Below are 24685 nucleotides of genomic sequence, written 5' to 3'. Positions count from 1 at the left end.
CCCGCTCTCAGTCCACCAGGTCCCGCACCACGGCGTCGGCCAGCAGGCGGCCCCGCAGCGTCAGGACCGCGCGCCCCTCGGCGTACGGTCCTGGCTCCAGCAGCCCGTCCGCGACGGCGCGGCCGGCCGCCGCGAGGCCCGCGGGGGCCAGCAGCGACAGCGGGCAGCCCTCGACGAGCCGCAGTTCCAGCAGGATGCGTTCGACCCGCCGGTCCTCGTCGCCCAGGACCTCGCGGCCCGCGCCGGGCGAACGGCCCTCCGCCAGGGCCTGCGCGTACGCTCCGGGGTGCTTGACGTTCCACCAGCGCACTCCGCCGACGTGGCTGTGCGCCCCGGGCCCTGCGCCCCACCAGTCCGCGCCGCGCCAGTACAGCTCGTTGTGCAGGCAGCGGCCCTCGGGGGTCCGGGCCCAGTTCGACACCTCGTACCAGGAGAAACCCGCCGCCGCCATCGCCTCGTCCGCGATCAGGTAGCGGTCGGCGTGGACGTCGTCGTCCGTCATCGGGACCTCGCCCCGGCGGATGCGGCGCGCCAGCTGGGTGCCCTCCTCCACGATCAGCGCGTACGCCGACACATGGTCGGGCCCGGCACCGATCGCCGCGTCGAGAGAGGCCCGCCAGTCGTCGTCGGACTCGCCGGGGGTGCCGTAGATCAGGTCGAGGTTGACGTGCTCGAAACCGGCTTCCCGCGCCTCGGCGACGCAGGCCTCCGGCCTGCCCGGCGTGTGCGTGCGGTCCAGGATCTTCAGGACGTGCTGCCGGGCGCTCTGCATGCCGAAGGACACACGGTTGAAGCCGCCCTCGCGCAGGGCCGTCAGATACGCCGGGTCCACGGACTCCGGGTTGGCCTCCGTGGTGATCTCGGCGTCCTCGGCGAGGCCGAACTCCTCACGGATCGCGGCGAGCATCCTGACGAGGTCGGCGGCGGGCAGCAGCGTCGGGGTTCCGCCGCCGACGAAGACCGTGCGGACGGGGCGGGGGTCGTCGCCGAGCACCTTGCGCGCCTGGCGGACCTCCTCGACGAGATGGGCCGCGTAGTTGTCCCGGGAGGCGAGGGCACCGCCGGAGCCCCGCAGCTCGGTCGCGGTGTACGTGTTGAAGTCGCAGTAGCCGCAGCGGGTGGCGCAGTAGGGCACGTGCAGGTAGAAGCCGAGCGGCCGGTCGGCTGCGCCTTCCAGGGCGTGGCGGGGCAGCGCCCCGTCGTCGGGCACGGGCTCACCATCGGGCAGTACGGAAGGCATACCGTCCATTGTCACTCGCCGCCGGAGCTCCCCGGCACGCCTGACTGTGGGCCCGGTCTCAGTCCACCTGGATCACCATCAGGGCGAGGTCGTCGTCCGGCGGGCGCTCGGCGAAGGTGTGGACGGCCCGCTTGATCCGGTCGGCTATCCCGGCGGCGGAGAGCCCCGCGCAGTCCGCCAGCACCCGTGCGAGACCGTCGCCGTCGTCGAACATCAACCGCCCCGAACGCCGCTCCGTGACCCCGTCCGTGACGCAGAGCAGACTCTCGCCCGGCGCCAGGTCGAAGGTCTGGCTGTCGTACGCCACGTCCTCGACGACCCCGAGCAGCACCTGCGGCTCCGCCGCCGGGCGTACGGATCCGTCGGGGCGCAGCAGCAGCGGCAGCGGATGACCGGCGCTGGCCACGGTGCAGCGCACGCTGCCGTCCGGGAGCGGCACCAGGTCGCCGTACAGCAGGGAGAGGAAACGGGACTGGGGGCCGTCCTGGATCTGCTGGCCGCCCGCCGCCGCGACCATGAGGGCGGCGGCTTCGGCCGCCTCCATCGCGTCGTCGAGGAGGAGCCGGTTGAGCCGGTCGAGGACCTCGCCGACGCGGAAGCCCTCCCGGGAGAGCAGGCGGAGCCAGGGACGGGCGAGCCCGGTGACGACGGCGGCCTCGGGGCCGCTGCCCTGGACGTCACCGAGGACGAAGCACCAGCGGCCGCCGGGACACGGGAAGAGGTCGTAGAAGTCCCCGCCGACGACACCGTCGTCCCCCGGCTCGTACACCAGGGCACTGGTGACGCCGGGTATCTCGGCGACCTTGCTGGGCAGCAGGCCGCGCTGCAGGATGCGGCTGATGGTGGCCTGGCGGGTGTAGGCGCGGGCGGCGCCCACGGCGAGGCCGACACGGCGTACGAAGTCCGCGAGGAGGGCGACGACCTCGTCGGGGATGTGGTCGACGCCCTCGCGTCCCACGAGGACCGCGCCGAGCGTCCGCCCGCCCGAGACGATGCGGTGCGCCAGGGCGGCTCCGGTGACGCTCTCACGCTCCGCCGTGGCGCTGCCGGGCCAGGGCATGGGCACGGGGCCGGTGCCGACGCTGCCGGGCAGCCGGAGCGGTTCCTTCTCCAGCGCGGGGCGCAGCAGCGCCGTGCGGGCCTCGTCGCTGTGCCAGACCCCGGCGAGCCGGGGCACGGCACCCGGGCCGCCGCTCTCGCTCTCCAGCCATATGGCGCACCAGTCCGCGAGCCGGGGCACCAGGAGCGGGCCCGCGGTCGCGGCGACCAGGTTCTCGTCGAGCTGGCCCGCGAGCATGCCGGACGCCTCGGCGAGGAACGAGGGCCCTCCGCGGCCCGCCCAGCCGGCGTCGTCGCGCTCCGGCCTCCCGCCCGCGGGGGCGAGGCTCCCGGCCGGACGCGGGCGCGGCCGGGAGGCCGCCTCTCCGGCGGGCGGGGCGTCGGGCAGCCCGAACCGGTCGTCACCGGGCAGGCGGGCCCAGACGGTCTTGAGGCCGGTGCGGTAGGTGATGCCCCAGGACTCGGCGAGGGTGGCGACCAGCTGCAGCCCACGGCCGTATTCGGCCGGATCGGGCCGCTCGGTTCGGCCGTCGCGCACCGAACGTGCCGGGTGGTGGTCGGTGATCTCCAGCACGAGCGCGAGCGGCTCGGGTCCGGCCGAGTCCTCCAGCCGGATGAGCAGCTCGACCGTCGTACCGGCGTGCACGACGGCGTTGGTGACCAGTTCGCTGGCCACGGTCAGCGCGTCGTCGGTGAGCCGCTCGCCGAACTCGCCGGTGTTCGGCAGACCGAGCCCGCTCCAGTCGGCGAGCGCGGCGCGGACGAACCTGCGGGCCGCGGACGAGGCCTGCGGGATACCCGGCAGGCTCGTGTGCGCGACCGGACGCGGGTCGTCGCCCTGACCGGCGACGACGGTTGCGGGACGGTGCACGATGTCCCGCTGCAAGGGAATGGGCCCCACGGTGCGGCTCCTGACAGTCTCGCGAACGCCGCTGACGTTCTACGACAGAGTGACAGACCGGCCGTGCCCATAAGCGCCGAGTGACGGAAGTCGCCCGAGTCGGGCGGCAACGGGACAGGGGCCGGTGGACGCCTCCGCGTCCACCGGGCCCTGTCCGGCTCACCGAACCCGGCTCACTTCTCGCGGGAGCCCGCGTACATGTCGTCGATGAGGTCCTGGTACTCGCGCTCGACGACCGGCCGCTTCAGCTTGAGGCTGGGGGTGAGCTCACCGTGCTCGATGTCGAGGTCGCGCGGCAGCAGCCGGAACTGCTTGATGGTCTGCCAGCGCTGCAGGCCCTCGTTGAGGCGCGTCACGTAGCCCTGGACGAGCTCCACGGCCTGCGGGGACGCGACGACGTCGGCGTACGGCTTGCCGCCCAGGCCGTTCTCCTCGGCCCAGCCGAGGATGGTCGGCTCGTCGAGGGCGATGAGGGCGGTGCAGAAGTTCCGGTCGGCGCCGTGCACCAGGATGTTGGACACGAACGGGCACACTGCCTTGAACTGTCCCTCGACCTCCGCGGGGGCGATGTACTTGCCGCCGGAGGTCTTGATCAGGTCCTTCTTGCGGTCGGTGATCCGCAGGTAGCCGTCCTGGGACAGCTCGCCGATGTCACCGGTGTGGAACCAGCCGTCGGACTCCAGCACCTCGGCGGTCTTCTCGGGCAGCCGGTGGTAGCCCTCCATCAGGCCGGGACCGCGCAGCAGGATCTCGCCGTCGTCCGCGATGCGGACCTCGGTGCCGGGGAGCGGCTTGCCGACGGTCCCGGTGCGGTAGGCCTCGCCGGGGTTGACGAAGGAGGCGGCGCTGGACTCGGTGAGGCCGTAGCCCTCCAGGATGTGGATCCCGGCACCGGAGAAGAAGAGACCGATGTCGGGGGCGAGCGCGGCCGAACCGGAGACGCAGGCACGGAGCCGGCCGCCGAAGGCCTCGCGGAGCTTCGCGAAGACGAGGGCGTCCGCCACCTTGTGCTTGGCGCCCAGCGCGAAGGGCACGGAGGCCCTGCCGGTGCGGCGGAAGTTGTCCTGCGACACCGTCGCGTACTCGCGGGCGACGCCCGCCGCCCACTGGAAGATCTTGTACTTGGCGCCACCGCCGGCCCGTGCCTTGGCCGCGACCCCGTTGTAGACCTTCTCGAAGATCCGGGGCACGGCCGCCATGTAGGTGGGCCGGACGACCGGCAGATTCTCGATGATCTTGTCGACGCGTCCGTCGACCGCCGTGACGTGGCCGACCTCGATCTGACCGGAGGTGAGCACCTTGCCGAAGACGTGCGCGAGCGGCAGCCAGAGGTACTGGACGTCGTCCGCGGTGATCAGGCCGGTGGCCACGGTCGCCTTCGCCATGTACGACCAGTTGTCGTGCGGCAGCCGTACGCCCTTGGGGCGGCCGGTGGTGCCCGAGGTGTAGATGAGGGTCGCCAGCTGGTCAGGGGTGATGGCGGCGACGCGGTCGGTGATCGCGTCCGGGTTCTTGACCAGGTGTTCGGCGCCTCTGGCCTCGAGCTCGGCCAGGGTGAGGACCCAGCCCTCGGGGTCGCCCTCGACGGGGTCGACGCCCGCCGGGTCGATGACCACGACATGGGCGAGAGCGGGCAGCCCGGCCCTGCTCTCCCTGGCCTTCGCCAGCTGGGCGGCGTCCTCGGCGATCAGGACACGGCTGTCGGAGTCGGCCAGGATGAAGGCGGACTCCTCGGTGTTCGTGGACGGATAGATCGTCGTCGTGGCCGCGCCCGCGCACATCACGCCGAGGTCCGCGAGGATCCACTCGACGCGGGTGGAGGACGCCAGCGCGACCCGCTCCTCCGGCAGGACGCCGAGCCCGATCAGCCCGGCCGCGATGGCGTGGACCCGCTCGGCGGCCTGCGCCCAGGTCAGCGACTTCCAGTCGTCCGGGCCCTCGCCCGAGGCGGCGGGCACCGGGTAGCGGTAGGCCTCCCCCTGCGGGGTGGCCGCCACGCGGTCGATGAAGAGGGACGCCACGGAGGGCGGCCGGCTGTCGATCAGGGTCTGTGTGTCGCTCACGACGTCCTCCGGGCCTGCGGCATTGCTACGACCGGTTTCTTGGGGCTGCTGCTGCTTGTATTCCTGCTTCTCGTTCCCGCTCGGCCTGCTTGTTTAACTGGCGAGTAACTAACGGGTGGTGATCAGAGTAGAGCGCGCGGGACCCTGGCGTAAGGGGCAACAGGCCGCCGCTTCATAACGAACCTGGCCCCTGTGCCGCGGACGTCCGCGGCACAGGGGCCAGTTGGGCTACTCCCGGGTACTTCCAGGTCGTCGCGCTCCCGGTGACCACCGGGGCGCGCTCCTGGTGACGCCAGGGCCGGGTGTGACAGGGGTTACTTCTTCGCCTTGCCCTCGCCCGCGGACTCGTCGGTCGACAGCACGGAGATGAACGCGTCCTGCGGCACCTCCACGTTGCCGACCATCTTCATCCGCTTCTTGCCTTCCTTCTGCTTCTCCAGCAGCTTCCGCTTACGGGAGATGTCACCGCCGTAGCACTTGGCGAGGACGTCCTTGCGGATCGCGCGGACGGTCTCACGGGCGATGACCCGGGAGCCGATGGCCGCCTGGATCGGCACCTCGAAGTTCTGCCGGGGGATGAGCTTCTGCAGCTTGGCCACGAGGCGGACCCCGTAGGCGTAGGCCTTGTCCTTGTGCGTGACCGCGGAGAACGCGTCGACCTTGTCGCCGTGCAGCAGGATGTCGACCTTGACCAGCTGGGCGGACTGCTCGCCGGTGGGCTCGTAGTCCAGGGAGGCGTAACCGCGGGTCTTGGACTTCAGCTGGTCGAAGAAGTCGAAGACGATCTCGGCGAGCGGCAGGGTGTAGCGGATCTCGACCCGGTCCTCGGAGAGGTAGTCCATGCCGAGCAGGGTGCCGCGCCTGTTCTGGCAGAGCTCCATGATCGCGCCGATGAACTCGCTGGGCGCGAGGACCGTGGCCCTCACGACCGGCTCGTGCACCTTGTCGATCTTGCCCTCGGGGAACTCGCTCGGGTTGGTGACGACGTGCTCCGAGCCGTCCTCCATCTCCACGCGGTACACCACGTTCGGGGCGGTGGCGATGAGCTCCAGGCCGAACTCGCGCTCGAGGCGCTCGCGGACCACGTCGAGGTGGAGCAGGCCGAGGAACCCGACGCGGAAGCCGAAGCCGAGCGCGGCCGAGGTCTCCGGCTCGTACACGAGGGCGGCGTCGTTGAGCTGGAGCTTGTCCAGGGCCTCGCGCAGGTCCGGGTAGTCCGAGCCGTCCAGCGGGTACAGGCCGGAGAACACCATCGGCTTGGGGTCCTTGTAGCCGCCCAGCGCCTCGGTCGCCCCCTTGTTCAGGGAGGTGATGGTGTCACCGACCTTGGACTGCCGGACGTCCTTCACGCCGGTGATGATGTAGCCGACCTCACCGACGCCGATGCCGTCGGACGGGGTCATCTCCGGGGAGGAGACACCGATCTCCAGCAGCTCGTGGGTGGCGCCGGTCGACATCATCTTGATGCGCTCGCGCTTGTTGAGCTGGCCGTCGACGACCCTGACGTAGGTGACGACTCCGCGGTAGGGGTCGTAGACCGAGTCGAAGATCATCGCGCGGGCCGCCTCGTCCGCCAGGCCGACGGGGGCGGGGACGTCCCTGACCACGCGGTCGAGCAGGGCGTCCACTCCGACACCGGTCTTCGCGGAGACCTTGAGCACGTCCTCGGGCTGGCAGCCGATGAGGTTGGCCAGCTCCTCGGAGAACTTCTCCGGCTGGGCGGCCGGCAGGTCGATCTTGTTGAGCACCGGGACGATGGTGAGGTCGTTCTCCATCGCCAGGTAGAGGTTGGCGAGCGTCTGCGCCTCGATGCCCTGGGCGGCGTCGACCAGCAGCACCGTGCCCTCGCAGGCGGCCAGGGAGCGGGATACCTCGTAGGTGAAGTCCACGTGGCCCGGGGTGTCGATCATGTTGAGGATGTGGGTCGAGCCCTTGCCCTCGCCCTCGGTGGGCGCCCACGGGAGACGGACCGCCTGGGACTTGATGGTGATGCCGCGCTCGCGCTCGATGTCCATCCGGTCGAGATACTGAGCGCGCATCTGCCGCTGATCGACCACTCCGGTCAGCTGGAGCATCCGGTCGGCAAGCGTCGACTTGCCGTGGTCGATGTGCGCGATGATGCAGAAGTTGCGGATCAGCGCCGGGTCGGTACGGCTCGGCTCGGGCACGTTGGTAGGAGTCGCGGGCACGCAGGGTCCTGATTCTTGAGACGCCGAACGCCGTGTCTCGGGTCGATGTCGGGTCGGACGGATCGATACGTAGCCTCCATGCTCCCACGCCTGCGGGACCGGAACCGGTTTGGGCCGGTCCGAGGGTGACTGCTACCGTGGGCAGCTGTGCCTCGTGGCCCTCAGAAGCGGCGTGGCGCACATAGAAGATCCAACGAACCTGAAAAGGCTCTTTCGTGGCGAACATCAAGTCCCAGATCAAGCGGAACAAGACGAACGAGAAGGCGCGCCTGCGCAACAAGGCCGTCAAGTCCTCGCTCAAGACCTCGATCCGCAAGGCCCGTGAGGCTGCCGCTGCCGGTGACGTCGAGAAGGCCACTGTGGCCGTCCGTGACGCGTCGCGCCAGCTCGACAAGGCTGTCTCGAAGGGTGTCATCCACAAGAACGCCGCCGCCAACAAGAAGTCGGCGCTGGCTCTCAAGGTTGCCGCCCTCCAGGGCTGAGCTACTGATGTGATCGCCGGAACGGAATCAGCGGGCCCTCTCTCCCGCTCCTGACCGGCACCCCGCGCCGCACACCGAACCTGCGTTCGCCACGCGGGTGCGGCGCACCGTGCTTTGACCGAAGGCCCCGGCCGAAGTCCTCCCCAGGACGACGGCCGGGGCCTTCGCGCGTGCGTGGGGCGGGAGCCCTGGGCGCTGCGCGGCGCTTTGGCGCCGGCGTTGGGGGGCCCTCTGGGCTCGGCGGGGGCGCTGGACTCGGCGAGAGTGCTGCTGGGCGGCTCGGCTCGACGAGGGCGCTGGGTACGGGGGCGGCTGGGTACGGGGCCGCTCAGCGGCCGCCGGAGCGGGCCGCGCGGGCGATGGCGACCACGGCTTTCTCCAAGGCGTACTCAGGGTCGTCGCCACCACCTTTGACCCCCGCGTCGGCCGCCGCGACCGCGATCAGTGCCGCGGCGACACCGTCCGGAGTCCATCCCCGCATCTGCTGACGTACCCGGTCGATCTTCCACGGCGGCATACCGAGCTCACGGGCGAGATCCGCGGGCCGCCCGCCGCGGGCGGAGGAGAGCTTGCCGATCGCCCGGACCCCCTGAGCGAGAGCACTCGTGATCAGGACGGGGGCGACACCGGTCGACAGCGACCAGCGCAGCGCCTCCAGTGCCTCCGCGGCGCGGCCCTCGACCGCCCGGTCGGCGACGGTGAAGGACGATGCCTCGGCACGGCCCGTGTAGTAGCGCCCGACGACGGCCTCGTCGATGGTCCCCTCGACATCCGCGACGAGCTGCGAGGCGGCGCTCGCGAGCTCCCGCAGGTCGCTGCCGATGGAATCCACCAGCGCCTGGCATGCTTCGGGCGTCGCGGAGCGACCGAGCGCACGGAACTCCGAACGGACGAAGGACAGCCGCTCGGCCGGCTTGGTGGTCTTGGGGCACGCCACCTCGCGCGCCCCGGCCTTCCGCGCCGCGTCCAGCAGCCCCTTGCCCTTGGCTCCGCCCGCGTGCAGGAGCACGAGGGTGATCTCCTCGGCAGGAGCCCCCATGTACGCCTTGACGTCCTTCACGGTGTCGGCGGAGAGGTCCTGGGAGTCGCGCACGATCACGACCTTGCGCTCGGCGAAGAGCGAAGGACTGGTCAGTTCGGCGAGAGTGCCGGGCTGCAGCTGGTCCGGGCTGAGATCGCGGACGTCCGTGTCGGCGTCGGAGGCGCGGGCCGCCGCCACCACGTGCTGCACGGCGCGGTCCAGGAGCAGGTCCTCCTGGCCCACGGCGAGCGTGACGGGAGCGAGCGGGTCGTCGGTGGAACTGCGTCTGGTGGCCATCGCGCTCCAGCATCCCACGCGCCACCGACATCGATACGTGTAAGCGGCTTCCGGCGGCTGCAGGCGCTCAGGGCAGTCCGGTGCGTACCGGAGAATGGCCGGGTGAGCGATGTGAGACACGTACTGGTACTGCCCGACCGGGATTCGGCCGAGGCGGTCGCCGAGGAGCTGCCCGACCGGTTCCCGGTCACCGAGGAGCCCCAGCTCGTCCGGGACGCACTGGCCGGGGAGGACGACGCCGAGGACGCCCAGTGGCTGGTGGTCGTCGAGGACCCGGCAGGACGGCTGGACTCCGCGGCACTCGATACCTTCGCCGCGGAGTACGAGGGCTGGCTGGAGACTCCGTAGCCCGGAGTATCGGCAGATGCCGCGTATGTCACTCCCTCAGGGCCGCCGCACGCGCTTCCGGCACCTGATCCAGCACCATTCCGAACTGATCGAGATAGGCCAGGAGTACGTCCTCGTCGGTCGCCAGCTCCTCCGTACGACGTTTCCCGCGCACGGTGGAGATGAGGGTACGGCCGCGAAGTGTCACCCGTCCGTCCTCGGTCAGCCGCGAGCAGACGACGGACCGGGTGAAGTGGGACTCGGGCGAGGTGCGGTGGTACCAGGAACCAGCCCGGAAATCCGAGAGTGCACGCGGTCGCAGATCGAGACGGAACTGCCGGGAACCGTCCCGCAACAGGTCGAGGTCTCCTCGCGGTGCCTCCCTGAAGCGAAATCTTCCGCTCGTGTCCTCCTGCTCCGCGCGGGAGTCGAGGGCCAGCGGTTTCACGGCATGGTCGCCGAACCCCACATCGGCGAGCCACGGGCCCGTACCGTCCTCCGTCTCCACCCGCAGCGCGACGTGGTCGTACGGAATACCGAGGCGCCCTCCGTCGCCGAAGACCCGGGCCTGGAGCAGCGTGACCCGGAAGCCCAGGCCGCGCAGCAGTGCGGCGAAAGCGCCGTTGAGTTCGTAACAGAAGCCGCCCCGGCGGTGCGTGACGATCTTGTCGACGAGCCTCTCCTCCTCCAGGGCGATGTCCTGGCCCACATGGATGGACAGGTTCTCGAAGGGCACGGTCATGAGATGGCGGCGCTGCAGTTCCCGCAGAGCGGGCGCGTCGGCCCGGGAGGGGCGTGCGACTCCGATGCGCTCCAGGTAGGCGTCCACACGCGCTCCGGCGAGGGCGGGGGCCGCCCCGGGCGGTCCTTGGGTGGTCCCGGGGGATTCGTCCATGACGGAAGTCTGCCCTCGTGCGCGGGGTGGCGCCATGAGCCGGTGGACCTGGAGGCTTTCGTCTTGCCGGTCACCGGCCCACGCACCGGAACCCGTGCCCTTTTTTCCCGTTCATGACCGAGCCGCCGCAGCAAGCCCCCTACCGCTTCCCGTGACCGCGATCGGACCGTCCCTGTCGGTCCGCAGGATCTCCGCCCCCGTCGCTTCGAGCGCTTCGAGCGTGCGGGCGGCGGGATGCCCGTACGGGTTGTCCACGCCGCAGCTGATGAGGGCGAGCCGAGGGCGGGCGCTGCGCAGCAGGGCGGAGTCCTGATGTGCGGAGCCGTGGTGCGCGACCTTGAGAACGTCCACCCGTGGTAGCGCCGGAAAGGCACGCAACACCCCCTGCTGGGAAGGGGGTTCGAGGTCACCGAGCAGCAGCAGGGTCAGCCCTCCCGACCGGACCAGGAGCGTGACACTGGAGTCGTTCGGCTCCTCGGTCACCGGAGCCGGCAGCGCGCCCCGCCCGGCCGCGGCGGGCCACAGCACCTGCCAGTCGACCGGGCCTGCCCTGCGCCGCTCACCCGGAGCGGCCCGGACCAGCGGGATGTGGGCCGCCGCGGCCGTCCGCTTCACGAAGGCGGCCTGCTCGGGTGGTTCGTCGAGCACCGTCGTCTGGATCGCGCCGACCTCGCGGCCCCGCAGCACGCCCGGGAGACCGCGTACGTGGTCGGCGTGCACGTGTTCTCCACCGTCGTGCACTCTCATGAGAGTGCCACTCGTTGACTCAACCAGGCTGGCAATGGGGCTTCTTGCCGCTCGGTCTCACGGCGGTGAGAGTTAGGCTTCCTGCCCGAGATCCACGCGGAAGAGTGAGACTTCGGCGTTGCGCAACAGGCCGCTGGAATGGTGTCCAGCAGGTAGGAGTGGCGATGAACACGGACGACGCAACAGAGTCCGTTCTGCGGCTGATGATTGACAAGCCGCGGGAGCTGACGGCCTTCGCTTCCCTGATCGCTGGTCTGCGGTTTCAGGGGTTGTTGGCTGAGCTGATAGGAAGCCCCGAGCGACAGGAATGCACATATAGGTATTCTCCAGCGATTCCCGTCGACGCGGAAATCAAGATCAACGGCGTCGCCGGATTCGTCGATCACACCGTGGTGCCATCACCGCAGGAGAACCCTCTTCGCATTGCGACGCAGGATACCGTCGCCCACGAGCTGATCGATCTTCTTAAAGATCTGGCAGCGGAAGCACCGGGCGGCGGCCTTTGGGTATCGATCAGTGCTGGGCCATGGATGGGTGCGAGCAAGAAGGAGCGTGATCGCCTTTATCGTCGCGTGGTGGAAATGGCCAGCAAAGCGGTCGAGCGAGGCAAGCCCTTTGTCGACCTCAGAAGACCTCCGCAGGGGCCGTTCCCCCTGCCCACCATCGACTTCTGCGAAGCCCCTGATGCCGACCACCGGGTCACCATCGCCTTCGATGATCTAACAGCAGGCTGGTCTGGACACGTGTCGCGCGATGGTCAAGGCTGGTCTTGCAACGTGGGAGAAATGCGTAGCAGCGTGGGGCGCGCGATGGAAAGCAAGCTCAAAAGACAGCTTGCCCGCGTGCGCGCGGTCGCACCGGATAAACCCATCGGACTCCTGCTCGATAGCCGACCGATGCGCGGGAAGAAGGGAAAACCGGAGCCGGTGTTTGACCTTCCGCCGCTAATCCTCAGACAATTGCTTTTTGAAATCACCCAAGACTGGCCCGGCGTTCTAACCAAAGCATGGCTGATTTCGCCCCTCGGACTGAGTTCAATCCATGGAGATCCTCGGACATTCGACTGGGAACTCCCTGGCTAAACTCCACGCGACGCCGGGACGCAATGATTTAGCCTTTTGGCACTCAGCCCGCAGCATCTGATTGTCGCGGTGAGCCGGGCGGCGACCTCAGCGGCGGGCGGTCAGCTGCTGGTCGGCCCCATTTTATCGATGGGACCAAACCTAGGCATTGTCACTCGCTCGGCTCATCGAAGACGCTTAGGAGCGACGACGGGGAAATCTGGAGCCCCCTCGACAAGCTGAGGATTGTAGTCAAGCTCGGATTGCGGCGCCCATGCTCGATGTAGACCACACCCCGGAAGCTCATTGCGCTCCTATCCGCTAGCTCTTCCAGCGTGAGCCCTTGCTCCTCACGCAACTTACGCAAATGCATACCAAAGCTATGGAGGGCAGGGCTTGGGTGATCCGGTACTGGCACACCACTGACTCGAACAGCGGCACCCGCTTGACCGCCATGAACAGCTGTGCATAATCAGTGTTGCTTCTGGCCTGAGTGGCTAGCACTTGTTAGCGACCGAGTCGGATGCAGTCCTACTATCAGCTGCGGAGTGATTAACGTATGCCCGCTCACCGCAAGTATCCACAGGAAGTCATCGAACGCGGGGTGCAACTGGTTCTTGAGATGAGGGAAAGATCACCAGACCGTTCAGGAGTGGTACAGGAGGTGGGAGAGCTCCTAGGCATTCATCCCGAAGCTTTGCGGCATTGGGTGAGAAAGGCTCAGACAGAAGGCCGGGGTGGCACTGCATCTCAAATCACCGACGCGGAGCTCATCCGTCTTCTACAAAAAGAGATCATGGAACTACGACGCAAGAACACCGTGCTAAAGGCGGCGGCAACGATGTTCGCCTCTGACCTAAATGCAATAAATCATACCTGACTGCTTCCCCGATAGGCATCTTCACATTCAAGGACTAGAGCAATTAGGCGAATTCGCTAAGCAAGATCTCGCCCAACAATTCATGGGCCGGCTGACCGCATGGTGTTCCGAATTGGCGCCCCAGTCTCATAGTTGACGACGAGGTAGATGTGCGCCGACTTCCCCTGCTTGAAGATCGTTTCCGAACACGTCGCGCAGTCGACTTGACCACCACTGCGGACTCGTTTAGACGCGGGCGCCGTTGCTGAGCTTGCAGTCAGATCTCAGCAACGGCACGCGGACGGCTCACATGTTCCGCAGGTGCCAGAACACCAGCTCCAGCACCAGCCGCAATCCCAGCCGCAGCGCGACCTTCCGCCACGCGGCCCAGCTGAGGCTCCTCTCCAGCGCGCGCTCCTGCCCCTGCTCGTACTCCGACATTCTGGTGTCCCTTCTGCGTTGTCGAGAGCCCATCGGACCGCAGATGTTGGAATGAAAGTCGGCAGAAAACTGGACCCCGCGCCAGCGTCTGCGCGTAGCGTCGGGTCATGAGCCGTACCAACGAGCCGCCCACCGCGTTCGGTCCCGTCCGGCAGGCCCTCAATGCCGCCGGCTACGGCCTGGACGTCTACAGCGACCGGACACTTCTTCGGGACTACAGGGCGCGCTTCATCCCGCGCCTGCCCGTAAACGCCACGGCCGAAGAGTTCGACAACGCAGTCACGGCCGCGAAAATCTGCGCTATGGCACGTTCTGGCGGCCACCTGTGCCCGGTGCTGGGGTGGAGGATGCTGGCGATGAACCCGGATCCCCTCGCCACCCGGGAGATCCGGACTGCAATCCGCAAAGGCGTTGAGAACCTGAAGAGATACGAGGACGGACCGCCGATCCCCAAGATCAACGCCCAATCGGGGAAGGCCATCGAGGCGTTACTTCCCGTCTCCCCTAAGCCAGTGCTGGAGATGGTCGCCCACCTCGCCCGATCCCGCGGGCTCAGCCAGGCGCAGATCGATACCTTCGTCAAAGACGTGCAGGAATCCACCGGAGAGAGACCCGACAAGCGATCGCCGAGCACCGGCCTGCGCAATGCCTTCCGGATCATGTGCGCCGAGATCGGGGAGCCTCTCACCGAGCTGAGCCAAAAGGCCCTGGACGATGCCTTCCTCTCCTCCAACCCTCCAGCGAGACGCCTCCGCGAGCTCATTGAAGAACAGGGCCACAAGTCTGGAGCCAGGCCAAGCGGCGGCATGGTCAGCCTGATCGACATGGTCAGCACGGCCAACCTCACCGACACCGACCGCGCGCTGCGTCTGCTGGATGAAAGCGGCAACGATGCCGTACGGGGAGCGGTTCTGCATGTGGGCCAGGCACGGCGTACGGGAGACTTCCCGCAAGAGGACCACCACATGCAGAGGTGCCGGGCCGCCGCCGATTGGGACGCGCTCATGACGTGCCAGATCCTCGACCCAGCCACCTACCTGTGGTGGAGAGCCTCCCACGGGGAAGCCGGCCCGCTGCTGTCCTTTGCCACGCATTTCCTCGCCGAAGTAGCCCGTGGCGCGCGGGAGGAGGGCGAATGCTGACGCCGAGGCCCGCGCCACCAGCCCCGTAATCCTTGGAGGCGGCGGCCCTGTTACTGCTGCTCCTAGCCCTGCCTCCGCGCGCCTCGCCGACATCGTCGACTGGACGAGTTGGACGTTCTCGACGTCGGCGTCGCCACCTCTGCGCGCTGCGGACAGCCTCCCGACGAAGGACCCTGAACCCGGGGCACGGGAAGGTCGAACGTCCAGCCCTCGTATCCGTGCCCGCACGCGGGACAGGGGCTTGAGGAGCATCTATGTCAGATCGTGCGCGGCGCCGACGTTGGCCAGGTGGGCGGCTGACTAGGCGTCGGTAGCCGTTCTCGTGCGCGAGATATCAGGCCAACAGAGCTCGCCACCGCGTGTGCTCGGCCAGACTGTCGGGGTGATCGAAATTGCGTGGGCTGCTCTGGGCATGGTCCTTGAAGTGGTCTTGTTCCTGGTCAGCTTGTTCCTAGTGCTTGCACTGCCGGGCATAGTCGTATGGGGGATATCGGAGACGGTCGACCCGCGTGACGTGTTGCGGATCCGGTGGTTCCTGCAACGGCTGCTTTCCCTGGCCGAACTCGTCGGACGGGCTCTGCTCGCCACGGGCGAGTGGGTGTACTCACACACTCTGGGCCGTGTAGTGACCTCCTACGTCCGGTGGAGCAGGCGCAGGGTTGCGGAGCATCTGGCGTGGGTGAGGCGGCCTTTTGGCCCGGATGCCTACAGGCTGTTTCCTGTTGGCCGGCACGTGCGCGCTGCGTTGCGCTCGTGGCATCAAATCGCGCCGCTGGCTGCGGTCGCCTACCTCGTCAAGGCGTTCTTCCTGTTGCAGATCCTGCTCAACCTGGGGGGCATCGTCAATTTCGTCATCAGGTGGTCGTCCCATGTGTGGGCGGAGAGCGAAAAAGCTCCCGTTGTGTGGTGGGCGCCCGGCGGCGGCTTGTGGGGTCCGGCCCGGCAGGTCGATTGGACCGGCGAGCAACCAGACATCGATGTGACGGTAGTGACGATCTTCCGGGCCTTCGGTGAGTCGATCTGGAGGAAAGCAGCCCAATATCTTCCAGCACTGGGTGCCCCGGAAGGCCGCCCCGCCGAGGCGGCTACTGCGGTGTTCGGGTTCGTTCTGGCTGCCGCGCTTCTCCTTGCGCTACGAGCCGTGCTGGGACTACTCGGCCAGCACGGGCCGACCCGGGCAGACAGCAGGCGCGGTCCAGGCTTCGCCGCCCCTCCTCCTCGCGGGTGGTGGCTGCGGTCGCTGCTGAGTCTGCACCCGGGAGCGGCCAGGCGTACCCGGCCTGTCGCGGTTCTGATCGATTGTGTCGGCCGCGCGGGGGCGGCCCGGCGTCACTACTACCAGACCGTCATGCAGCCCCATAGCGCTGTCTACGTTCCGCGCGTGGACCTCTCCAAGGTTGAGCAAGTGGTGTGGTCGGCGTGGAAGGTCCGGCATCGTCAGGTGCCCGGACCGCGCCGGCGCGAGTACCGGAAGCATGCGGCCGACGTAGTAGGCGCGGTCCGGCGGCTAGAAACACGGCAGGACATCGACGCCGACACAGGCCAGGTGTTCGAGGAGATGACGCGCATGCTGGTAACAATTACTGAACGGTACGCGCAAGGCCGCATACTCGCCCTGCTCGATCCCAAGGACTTGAAAGACGTAGATCCCGCCGTCAATCGCGAATGGGTGCGGCTGGTCATCCTTGGTGTGGTGATGACCGGTGCCGCCATCGCAGCAGGCTTGTCGAAGCTCTCGGCTGCCGGATCGACTCAGATCATTGCCGTGGTCGGCGCCGTCACTTGGGCGCTTTTGTACCGTGATCGGCTGGCCCCGGGCGATGTGCTCGATGTGATGCGTGGCCAGAGCCGCAAGTGACCGCATGAGACCGACATGGACCCGGGCCGTTTCGTTTGGATCATCTGGCAGATCAGAGGAAGATGCCCGGGATGGTTCGATCTGCCGGCATGAATCGCCGCCGTCAGCGGTGGCGCACTGGCCGGAAAGCCTCTCCTCGGCGCCGCAGTCGGCGCCGGCTTCGGCCTGTCGGCCCTCCACCAAGCAGCCAGCCAAGATCACAGCCATCTCCGCAGCGGCGCCCCCGTCGCCGGCTACCTCCATAGCGTCGAACAGTCTCTCACCCCTCAGTTAGCTCCTGCAGCACCTCGCCCTGCCCCCGTGAAGCCCGGCCAGTTCGGAGACCGGAGCGAAGACACGCGGCCAGACCGGCAAGTCTCCAACTGCTTCGCCCCCCGAAGGTCGGGCACGCGGTCGGCGGAGGTCACCTGATTCGGTGGTCAAGATCGTGCGGCAAGCAGCCACGCCACACCCTGGTACCGCCCGCCGGCCGGGAGACAATGGGGTCGTGGGCGAGCACAGTACGTGACCTCTGCTTAGCGATCTTCGACGATGAAGCACGCTCGCTGGTAGAGCTCGTCGAACGTGATGATCTCGACGTCCTGGATCGATGTCCGGTACAGCTCGAAGGAGTTGATCTTCTCCGGGTTCACGGCGCCATGGTGAGTGAACTCGAGCAGACTCCCGATCACCACGATCTGCCGGGGCCGGGTAGTGGACAGTTCGATGCCGGTCGGGGTGCCGTCGTCGTCGTAGATGCGGGTAAGGAATTCGCGGGAGATGTGCTGCTGGGCCTTGCTGGCGGTCTTCTGCACCTGCGCCACGCCGCCGCCCAGTTCTTTGGAGGCCTGGTAGACGCCTGCGCGGTACGGGGTCTTGGCGAGTAGCTCCGTGTCGTGGGTCTTGATTTCGCAGAAGAGCATGCTGCTGATCAGGCCCTTGGAACGCATGATGGCGTCGATACGTTTCCCGGCTCCGCCGAATATGTCCGCACCGGTGGTGATGCGCTCCAGCTTGCCGTCGTCGATGGATTCGCAGGCGATGAGGTTGAGTCCGTAGCCGAAGATCCACTGGTTCGCCTCGAAGAAAGCCTGCCAGACCGCTTCCGGCCCGCGCGTCGTTGCCAGACCCTCCTCCTGTTGGAAATAGTCCGGATCTGTCAGTAGCTGCTCGAACCTCTGGAGCTGCTCTCTGCGGTTGCTGATCAGCCGGATGTCCTCCTCGGTGAGCCCACCGCCGATTGCGGTCCTGACCGCACCGAGAACCATCGTCCGGTCCTGGCCGGTCAGCAGCTGGGTCAGGTGGACCTCGTCCCTGGCCACGAGATGGAGGGAGCCGCCGGGCGTGCTCAGCCCCGTGCAACCCTGGAGGAAGTTGATGACCTTCCAGAAGTTCTCGTGGACGTCCCCGGTGTCGACGAGCGCTTTGACAGCCCGGGTGGCCCCGTTATCGGGCATCGTTTGCGTGGCGGAGACCTCCCCTGCCTTCCTCTTATCCCTCTTCCACAGCTTGATCCTCGGCGTGAAGGTGTCGCCCTTCTTGATGATGGTGACGTTGCACAGTGTGGCCACCCGGGGCCGGTCGTCGAGGACGAAGTCGGTGATCATCCGGCGTGCGCGGGTGTCGTAGAGGTAGTGGAACCCGCTGCTGTCCTGCGAGCCGCGGATCTCCAGATCGGCGAAGTCCCCGCAGGTGACGTCGAACTCGGTAGTGGAGAAGGGGAGGCGGAGACCGCGAACGATGGGGGTAGCGGGTGCCGCAGCCTGAGTCCGCCAGTCCGGCGAGATGTTGGGCAGAGGCCGGGTATCACCTTCAACCACGAGGTCCAGGACGTCGGTACGTCCGAGCTGGCTGAGCAGGTGCTCCAGGGTCCGCCAAATCACCTCCTTCATCTCCGGGGTACAGGCGGGCTGGAGCTCGCGCTCCACAGTCAGGACCGCCTCGTAGGTGTCCGCTGTCCAACTGTCACCAGGCATGGGGTGGATGAAGCCACCATCGCGGCGCAGGGTCAGGACAGCGGTGCGTAGCAGGTCGCGTGCGGTCTCCTCGCCGGCGCAGTCCAAGAGGCTGTAGGTCTGCCCGAGGACCAAGTCGAGCTTGCTGGTGTCGTCGTCGTTCAGCGGCAGCGGGACCAACAGGCCCGTGGGCGGTAGTCGGACCGGCGTGTAGATAGGGCGGCCAGAGAGGAACTCGTAGGCACGCAGGCGCCATCCGTCCGGAGCCAGCAGCCGGTTCAGCTCCTCGACCTGTTTCGTGGCCGCCTCGACGTCGGCCGCGACCTCGGGATGAACGGTTCGTGCGAGGAAGGCGAGCAGCACCTCGTCCGGTCCGTCGGAGAGCTCCAGCCGGGAGTCCTCGAAGATCCAGTCGTCAGGCAGGTCACAGTTGTTAAACCGGTGCTGCTGTATGTCGGCGCGGACAGTCGGGAGTCGGCTGTCCGCGGCCGTAGGTCGGTCCAGGTCGTATAGGACCTCCAGGAACGCAACCTCGTCCAGCTTCCCCCACCAGGGGCTCGATATCCCGCGCAGGTAGTTGAAGATGTCGTGCCGCGTCACCATTGTGATCGATGGCTGCGCATGTGTCGGGGCGGGGTTGCTGGACGTCATGTGTCCAGGATGGAGGGTAGAGCAGTCACGCGTCGGCCTATCGGGACTTTCCATCTCCCGAACGATCGGGCCTGCCTGCCGTCGTCAGGTGAGAGATGCGCGGGCAGGCGGTTCACTGTTCGTTCCCGGCCCCGGTCCCGTCCCACAGACGGGCGAAGTCCTCCATCTTCCGCTCCCGCGTGTCGAACCACTCCGCCCGCGACCACTGGGCTTCCTGCTTGCGCTTCTCGGCATTCTCGCGGCGCATCCTCTCGTGAGCGTTTTCAGAGTGGTCACCGATGGAGTGACGGCGTCGAGGGCGCAACGCACGAGGCACCTGTGCCGTTGAGGGAGACATTCGAGGTCTCAACTCACCAGCGCAGGTGCCTCATTGGTTGCCTATCCTGTCGCGCTCGACCTGCCTCACGCGCAGGTCGAGCGGGTAACCTTGCTCATCGTCACCCGCGAGGGTGACCACCGCTGCAAGCTCCCGCCGCACCAACGCGCGCGCTCGTCGCTCTGGTGTACCTGCGCAAGCACGACACCCTGCCCCAGATAGCCGTCGGCTTCGGGATCCCGGTGGCACCGCCCACGCCTATACCGCACGCCCAGACAAGGTCACGCCGGCGCCGGTCGCGCCGTCTCCGCGAAGGTAGCGAGGAGCGCTCCCGCAGTGAGCTTGGCCCGGGCGAACTCGGCAGCGACGGCCTGCTCATCGGCCCATCTGCCTTGGCCGGCGGCCAAGGCCGTGGCAACGCTTGCCACGGCCTCCCTCAGATCGTCGAGCTTCGACGGCGTAACCACCCGCAGGCCGGGCAGAGGCGGACTCTGCTCATGGAGCATGCTGCTTGGGTGAAGCATGACCGGAGTAGCCCGGACGCTGGGATCGATCGATTCATGCCACCGAACGCTCCCGCCGAGCTGATCAATATCGTCCTTGGAGATCGAGTTAGTGGTGCAGCCTGTCTTGAGCTCGATGATGCCGTGGTGATCGCTCGTCATGGCCCACCGACTGTCCGGGCCGATCTTGAACGTCTTGTCAGGCCGATCGCTACGGAACCCGAGATGGCATCCCAACAGTTCCCATGCAGCCTCAGCGTCATCCGCCCTCTCCTCATCGCCCCACACGATGCGGTCGAAAATCTGACGGACGCCGAGCACCAATTGGACGCCGTCTGAGTAGGTCCGCCCGAGGAATTTGGAAGCGGCACGGGCCTGGACAGCCGTAGCCCTGATCCGGCGCGGAGTCACATCGTCGACCGGCCGCTGAACCCTTGGGTTCTCCATGACTGCGGTTGCCAGTACGTTCTGTGCGGCAAGGGGGTCTACGTGATGAAGGTAAGTCGCCTTCTGTTCCATCAGCCAGCCGCGTAGTGCCTTGTCCTCCAGGCTGTTGATGGCGACCTGAAGGCGATCCGCCGAGGCCCGGTACTGTCCAACACAGGCCAGGTCGAACGCCTCTCGGCCAGCTGTGGCCTCAGCACGAACGTTACTCACTTGCTCGTACTGGACATCGGCCAGGGCCCGCCGACTCGGGGTCAGCCAGTGTTGTTGGCGTTCCAAACAGGCATCGATGGCTTCCCTCACCTGCGGCAGTCCCTCGCCGGCGATCATGTCAGCGACACGCTGGCTTACTCGCAGTTGCGCACGGGTCGCGGGGGAGAAGAGATCAAGACGACGGGGATCACGAATGGCGAGACCGAGCTCGGCACCCATGAGAAGAACTGCACAGTAGTCTTCTCGGTCCCGCACCCCACGGCCCATGCCTTGCTCGATCCGCTGGATACCCTGGGCCACCCGGAAGCGGCTGTCGGGAAGAAGAGATGCCTCCCGACGTTCGGCAGCGTCCAAGGGCAGGGGCACCCCATCGAGGATGAGTAGTCGGCAGGCGTCGTTGGGCAAGTCGATGCCGTCGTACTTGTTCACCAGTACGACGAGTCCGACGTGCTCAGCCTCGCGCAGCTCCTTGACCCCGGCCTCCAAGGTGTTCGCCGCGTGAGTCCGGTCGGCGTACGGCTTCCAGGCAGTAGCCCGATTCGCGCTGGGCACGATGACGACCACGTTGACCGGCTTGCTGTCAGGCACGCCGTCACCGTTTCGGTCACCGTGTGCAAACTGCTGAGCCATGCGGCGCACTGCTTCTTCATCCAGTGCCGGATTAAGGGCAAGCGGCGCGAGGATCAGTCGGTCGCCCAGGTCTGCGGCACTGCCCGGGGTGACCGGACGCGACAGAAGTGGCGGAGCAGCATCCAGGACAGTGGCCAAAGCGCTGTCGTCCGCCAGGGTTGCTGTCAGGTAGACGCGGCGCTGAGCATTGGTGAAGGCCGGGATCGCGCTGACGGGAGGGCACGGAGGCCGGATCTCCACGCCGCGGCTTGTCACGGACGCGGCACACAAAGGCAGCACGTCCGCAACGAGCGGCCAGGTATACTTGAAGGTTTCATCATCTCCGTGTGGGTGGAGTAGATCCATGACCTCTTGGTGCCGATCGGACCAGGCCCAGAAGGGGATGCGCACGAGTGCGGAGTAGTCGCCGGCCTGGACATCACGCCAATGCTTGGGGGCCTGATCCTTCAGTTCGCCTGCGAACATGGCCACGAGCGTGTCGTGGACCTTGTGTTCGCGGGGGATGAAGAGCTGGAACTGGCCAGTGACGGTCGTCAAGGCTGCGTGAGCGTCATCGATGACGACGACGCCGAGCGGCATGGTCGGGCGGTTGCTACCAGCTACTCCGAATACGGACATGCCATTGAACAACTTCTTGAAGTTGGTCACGAGGATGGATCGCTCCGCCTGAAAGGCGGGATCTCGTGGATCCACGACCGTCGCGAGCCCGAGCCTCGCGGCTTCCTCCCGAACCTGACCGGTTGCGTAGTGAGTGTCTCCTGCGAGATAGACGGCCTTCCCAACACCTTCATTCAATGTGCTTTGGGCGATCAACAGGCCCGCAGCAGTCTTGCCACCGCCCGTGTTCTGCTTGATCACTACATCTCTGTCGGTGCGACGCTCGAACCAGCGGTCCAGCACCTCGCCCTGCTCATGACGCAGATAGGCCCACGGCCGGGGGCCTGCTACATAGATGTCCCGTGGTCGCAGCAGCGGTTCGGTTTCACCAGAGTCAACCTTGCTCCAGTCCAACGGCACGTTGAGCGCCCCCTTCGATCTGATCTACTCGCCCCATCATCGCGCCATCGAGGCGTCCGCCGAGGTCGATTTTCAACACCGCGACTATGGATCGGCGAGTTCAGACCGGAAGGAAGAGGCTCAGAGCTTCCAAGACTCGGGGCAGGCGGAGAAGGGCACAGGTTGCAGATCCCTGGGTGCGGCCCAACACGACCAGCATGCGGGCGATCCTCTCGACGACTAGCAGCGCCACAATGAGAATCGGATGCCAGGGCTGAAGCTTCCTTTCAAAGCACTTCAGCCCGGAGTCACACGGCTTCAGATGCTTGGGGCGCGCTACTGACCAGTCGAAGGATCGGACGATCTCCCTCTATGCCGAGAATCTGCCGAACTTGAGGAACTGTCCAGGCCAGCTCACGTGCAAGTTCCGTGACCGACAGACCGTGATCGCAAGCGAGGCTGAATGCTTGAGACAACAGCGCGGGCTGCTCGCTAGGGAAACCAGCCAGGGGTTCCGGAGCGAATCCGGGCTGCCCCTTTAGCTCATTCAAGCGCTGGTAGGCGCGACTGGCCGAGGAGTCTGACAGGAGGCCGAGTTCTCGGCAGCGGTAGAGCAGAGAGTGTACCGAAACCCCCCACGCATTTCGCAGTTGTGACAGCTTGTGCAAATCTGCCCGACTAGGCAGCTCAGGCAGGATCGACTCGCGGGGCGTGAGGAATTCTGCTGCAAAAGCATCAGCCTCCCGCTCCTGAGTGATGTCACCTGGAGTAGCTTCGCCGTGCAGGGTCAAGTGGCCCAACTCATGGGCTGCGCTGAACCGATGCCTGTAGACATCATCCGTCCTGTTCGGTGTCAGCACGATCATCGGGCGCGGAAGGTGTGATGTGGAAAAGGCGTCGACGGAACGCAGATCCTCGTCGCGCTGGGGAGTGATCACCACTATTCCGTGTGCTTCCAGTCGCCGAACTAGGTGAGTAATTGGTCCGGTGCCTAGCCCCCATGCAACTCGCAAGGCTCGGGCGGCTGAGGCTGGATCACTGGGTAGTTCAGTACCCGGGTGGACCTCGCCACCGGTAAAGCCGGGCAGGTCCACCATCGGCAGCTGGACACGCTTCTCCAGCGCATAGGTCAACTCCCAGACCTGCTCAGTAAACGCGACAGCCTTGGCACGCTGATAGGCTCGGGTGCTGCGAAGACTGCGAAAGTGCGCAGCCGAGGGGTCCAGCCGTGCGTGAGGACGCCCTGACAAGAAGAATGTCAACGGCACATTCAAAGTTTCAGCCAGCCGCGGCAACAAATCTGGGCGAGGTCGGTTGGTGCCCATCTCGTACTGGCTTACTGCGGCCGGCGTCACCCCGAGTTCGTCGGCCAGCCGCCTCTTAGTCATCCCAACAAGGTTGCGCGCCTGAGTTAGCCGGGCGGGATCGAATACCTCGTGAACCGCCGCGGGTGAGGGCTGCCCCAGGCTGACGCGGCCTTTACGCAATCCGCGTCCAGACGTGGTGAACAGTGTCGGCTGGTTATCCTCATTCATTACTGTCTTCTGCCTCAGGAATGGCTGGTTCTCGTTCAGCGGACGGACGGTGGGCGACCTCGGAGCGTGGAGTGACGACCAACGAAGGAATGGCACCCTCGGCGAAACCGCGCGTGGGGATGTCAGTGCCCGCGCCGTGAAGGCTGCCACGAGCGTCACTGGAGGACTGCGCGACTGCGATGCTCATGTCGAGCCGCTCGGGTGACCACGACATCGTGCCGTCGTCTTCCAGTGAGTTCGGAGTGCCCCACCAGGCGCCCAGAACTTCGTCGCTGTCAGAGTTAGCGACGTACGCGATGTACACCACCGTCAACTTCTCGGCCCTGGCCGCCGAGGCCGCATCGGCTACCGACGGATCCGTCACCACCTCGGAGGAGCCGAGGACGTCGAACAGCGTCTGCGCCGGCTCCACGCCGTTATCCCGGGACACCTGTTTGGGAATCTTCGTGCTTAGTTTTGCACTGGAGATCGGCTCCTTCAGCGACGTGGCGTGTCGAAATGGGATCAATACGCACCCGTTGATTACGGCCAGGCTGTACGACGCCCCCTTGGGTTTACGCGCCTCGTACCCAGGCATGTCCGCCAAGTCGAACTGTTCGATGACCTGGCTATAGCGCGTAGCCCACATGCTGCCGTAGGGCCGCTTATCCTTGGCTCCCGCGTTCTTAGCTGCCACTTGGACCAAGCGGGCTGACCGCTGACCGCGCGCCAGCCCGGTGACGACGCGCTTCGTCACCTCTGCGGCCTGCTCACCGAATCGCTCGACGGCCCACTGCGACGGCGTGACCCCATCAGCCATGACCCCTCCAAGGGCTAGCCACTTATCGAAGGTAGATCAACATAGCACGCTAGCTTAATTTCTGTGCATCCATTGCCCACTT

The 24685-nt window shown here is 66.8% G+C and carries 19 protein-coding genes and 2 pseudogenes; 7 read left to right on the top strand and 14 right to left on the bottom strand.

Going from position 1 to position 24685, the window contains the following annotated elements; all coding sequences use genetic code 11:
* Window positions 1-7: 7 nt before the first annotated feature.
* From hemW to lepA, 4 genes are all read right to left on the bottom strand, one after another.
* The gene (gene hemW / locus OG206_RS22275) at window positions 8-1240 is read right to left on the bottom strand and encodes a radical SAM family heme chaperone HemW (RefSeq protein WP_327118796.1); all 1233 of its coding nucleotides are present in this window, start codon (window positions 1238-1240) and stop codon (window positions 8-10) included.
* A gap of 58 nt (window positions 1241-1298) precedes the next feature.
* Window positions 1299-3200 (bottom strand): ATP-binding SpoIIE family protein phosphatase, encoded by a 1902-nt coding sequence (locus tag OG206_RS22270; RefSeq protein WP_327118794.1) that lies wholly within the window; start codon window positions 3198-3200, stop codon window positions 1299-1301.
* 173 nt (window positions 3201-3373) lie between these two features.
* Window positions 3374-5263 (bottom strand): AMP-dependent synthetase/ligase, encoded by a 1890-nt coding sequence (locus OG206_RS22265; RefSeq protein ID WP_327118792.1) that lies wholly within the window; start codon window positions 5261-5263, stop codon window positions 3374-3376.
* A gap of 314 nt (window positions 5264-5577) precedes the next feature.
* Window positions 5578-7452 (bottom strand): translation elongation factor 4, encoded by a 1875-nt coding sequence (gene lepA, locus OG206_RS22260; protein ID WP_327118790.1) that lies wholly within the window; start codon window positions 7450-7452, stop codon window positions 5578-5580.
* A gap of 215 nt (window positions 7453-7667) precedes the next feature.
* Between lepA and rpsT the strand changes: the two genes are divergently transcribed.
* Entirely contained in the window at window positions 7668-7934 is a 267-nt protein-coding gene (gene rpsT / locus OG206_RS22255) for a 30S ribosomal protein S20 (protein WP_014156344.1), read from the top strand.
* Window positions 7935-8262: 328 nt separating this feature from the next.
* Here rpsT and holA read toward each other — a convergent pair whose 3' ends face one another.
* Window positions 8263-9252, bottom strand: coding sequence for a DNA polymerase III subunit delta (gene holA, locus OG206_RS22250; RefSeq protein WP_327118783.1), 990 nt, complete (start codon window positions 9250-9252; stop codon window positions 8263-8265).
* A gap of 102 nt (window positions 9253-9354) precedes the next feature.
* Here holA and OG206_RS22245 point away from each other — a divergent pair, with 102 nt between their 5' ends.
* The gene (locus OG206_RS22245; RefSeq protein WP_327118781.1) at window positions 9355-9600 is read left to right on the top strand and encodes a hypothetical protein; all 246 of its coding nucleotides are present in this window, start codon (window positions 9355-9357) and stop codon (window positions 9598-9600) included.
* 28 nt (window positions 9601-9628) lie between these two features.
* Here the strand turns inward: OG206_RS22245 and OG206_RS22240 are convergent, their stop codons facing one another.
* The gene (locus OG206_RS22240) at window positions 9629-10474 is read right to left on the bottom strand and encodes an arylamine N-acetyltransferase family protein (protein ID WP_327118779.1); all 846 of its coding nucleotides are present in this window, start codon (window positions 10472-10474) and stop codon (window positions 9629-9631) included.
* A 111-nt stretch (window positions 10475-10585) separates the two neighbouring features.
* Window positions 10586-11197, bottom strand: a pseudogene (locus OG206_RS22235) (ComEC/Rec2 family competence protein); the annotation flags it as partial.
* Between the two features lie 188 nt (window positions 11198-11385).
* On the opposite strand from OG206_RS22235, the gene OG206_RS22230 reads away from it, so the two are divergent.
* On the top strand, window positions 11386-12303 hold the full coding sequence (locus OG206_RS22230; protein ID WP_327118777.1) for a hypothetical protein: 918 nt from the start codon (window positions 11386-11388) through the stop codon (window positions 12301-12303).
* A gap of 151 nt (window positions 12304-12454) precedes the next feature.
* Here OG206_RS22230 and OG206_RS22225 read toward each other — a convergent pair whose 3' ends face one another.
* Window positions 12455-12655: a helix-turn-helix domain-containing protein gene (locus tag OG206_RS22225; RefSeq protein ID WP_327118775.1), complete on the bottom strand. Its 201-nt coding sequence runs from the start codon at window positions 12653-12655 to the stop codon at window positions 12455-12457.
* Window positions 12656-12841: 186 nt separating this feature from the next.
* On the opposite strand from OG206_RS22225, the gene OG206_RS32630 reads away from it, so the two are divergent.
* Window positions 12842-13162: a transposase gene (locus tag OG206_RS32630; RefSeq protein WP_442805883.1), complete on the top strand. Its 321-nt coding sequence runs from the start codon at window positions 12842-12844 to the stop codon at window positions 13160-13162.
* Window positions 13163-13447: 285 nt separating this feature from the next.
* Here the strand turns inward: OG206_RS32630 and OG206_RS22220 are convergent, their stop codons facing one another.
* Entirely contained in the window at window positions 13448-13582 is a 135-nt protein-coding gene (locus tag OG206_RS22220) for a hypothetical protein (protein WP_327118773.1), read from the bottom strand.
* A gap of 107 nt (window positions 13583-13689) precedes the next feature.
* Between OG206_RS22220 and OG206_RS22215 the strand changes: the two genes are divergently transcribed.
* Both OG206_RS22215 and OG206_RS22210 read left to right on the top strand, forming a co-directional pair.
* The gene (locus tag OG206_RS22215) at window positions 13690-14724 is read left to right on the top strand and encodes a hypothetical protein (protein WP_327118771.1); all 1035 of its coding nucleotides are present in this window, start codon (window positions 13690-13692) and stop codon (window positions 14722-14724) included.
* A gap of 382 nt (window positions 14725-15106) precedes the next feature.
* On the top strand, window positions 15107-16582 hold the full coding sequence (locus OG206_RS22210) for a hypothetical protein (RefSeq protein WP_327118769.1): 1476 nt from the start codon (window positions 15107-15109) through the stop codon (window positions 16580-16582).
* 515 nt (window positions 16583-17097) lie between these two features.
* Here the strand turns inward: OG206_RS22210 and OG206_RS22205 are convergent.
* On the bottom strand, window positions 17098-19167 hold the full coding sequence (locus OG206_RS22205) for a Shedu anti-phage system protein SduA domain-containing protein (RefSeq protein ID WP_327118767.1): 2070 nt from the start codon (window positions 19165-19167) through the stop codon (window positions 17098-17100).
* A 112-nt stretch (window positions 19168-19279) separates the two neighbouring features.
* Window positions 19280-19414, bottom strand: coding sequence for a hypothetical protein (locus tag OG206_RS22200; protein ID WP_327118766.1), 135 nt, complete (start codon window positions 19412-19414; stop codon window positions 19280-19282).
* Window positions 19415-19537: 123 nt separating this feature from the next.
* Between OG206_RS22200 and OG206_RS22195 the strand changes: the two are divergent.
* A pseudogene (locus tag OG206_RS22195) lies at window positions 19538-19745 on the top strand (helix-turn-helix domain-containing protein); the annotation flags it as partial.
* 19 nt (window positions 19746-19764) lie between these two features.
* Here OG206_RS22195 and OG206_RS22190 read toward each other — a convergent pair.
* The 3 genes from OG206_RS22190 to OG206_RS22180 all read right to left on the bottom strand — a co-directional run bounded on the left by OG206_RS22190 (window position 19765) and on the right by OG206_RS22180 (window position 24603).
* Window positions 19765-22290, bottom strand: coding sequence for a helicase C-terminal domain-containing protein (locus tag OG206_RS22190; protein WP_327118764.1), 2526 nt, complete (start codon window positions 22288-22290; stop codon window positions 19765-19767).
* Between the two features lie 287 nt (window positions 22291-22577).
* A complete protein-coding gene (locus tag OG206_RS22185) occupies window positions 22578-23804 on the bottom strand; it encodes a helix-turn-helix domain-containing protein (RefSeq protein WP_327118762.1) in 1227 nt (408 codons plus the stop codon).
* Complete coding sequence (locus OG206_RS22180) at window positions 23797-24603, bottom strand: hypothetical protein (protein ID WP_327118760.1); 807 nt, start codon at window positions 24601-24603, stop codon at window positions 23797-23799. Before OG206_RS22180 ends, OG206_RS22185 begins: the two co-directional genes overlap by 8 nt.
* Window positions 24604-24685 lie beyond the last annotated feature (82 nt).

It is taken from the genome of Streptomyces sp. NBC_01341, assembly GCF_035946055.1.
GTDB lineage: Bacteria > Actinomycetota > Actinomycetes > Streptomycetales > Streptomycetaceae > Streptomyces.
This window is presented reverse-complemented; position numbering and strand designations above follow the sequence as displayed.

Bases quoted from the DNA above. Each gene is read 5' to 3' on its own strand.
- hemW (WP_327118796.1), bottom strand. From the start codon at position 1,240: ATGCCTTCCGTACTGCCCGATGGTGAGCCCGTGCCCGACGACGGGGCG.
- holA (WP_327118783.1), bottom strand. From the start codon at position 9,252: ATGGCCACCAGACGCAGTTCCACCGACGACCCGCTCGCTCCCGTCACG.
- OG206_RS22240 (WP_327118779.1), bottom strand. From the start codon at position 10,474: ATGGACGAATCCCCCGGGACCACCCAAGGACCGCCCGGGGCGGCCCCC.
- OG206_RS22230 (WP_327118777.1), top strand. From the start codon at position 11,386: ATGAACACGGACGACGCAACAGAGTCCGTTCTGCGGCTGATGATTGAC.
- OG206_RS22225 (WP_327118775.1), bottom strand. From the start codon at position 12,655: ATGCATTTGCGTAAGTTGCGTGAGGAGCAAGGGCTCACGCTGGAAGAG.
- OG206_RS32630 (WP_442805883.1), top strand. From the start codon at position 12,842: ATGCCCGCTCACCGCAAGTATCCACAGGAAGTCATCGAACGCGGGGTG.
- OG206_RS22220 (WP_327118773.1), bottom strand. From the start codon at position 13,582: ATGTCGGAGTACGAGCAGGGGCAGGAGCGCGCGCTGGAGAGGAGCCTC.
- OG206_RS22215 (WP_327118771.1), top strand. From the start codon at position 13,690: ATGAGCCGTACCAACGAGCCGCCCACCGCGTTCGGTCCCGTCCGGCAG.
- OG206_RS22205 (WP_327118767.1), bottom strand. From the start codon at position 19,167: ATGACGTCCAGCAACCCCGCCCCGACACATGCGCAGCCATCGATCACA.
- OG206_RS22200 (WP_327118766.1), bottom strand. From the start codon at position 19,414: ATGCGCCGCGAGAATGCCGAGAAGCGCAAGCAGGAAGCCCAGTGGTCG.
- OG206_RS22185 (WP_327118762.1), bottom strand. From the start codon at position 23,804: ATGAATGAGGATAACCAGCCGACACTGTTCACCACGTCTGGACGCGGA.
- OG206_RS22180 (WP_327118760.1), bottom strand. From the start codon at position 24,603: ATGGCTGATGGGGTCACGCCGTCGCAGTGGGCCGTCGAGCGATTCGGT.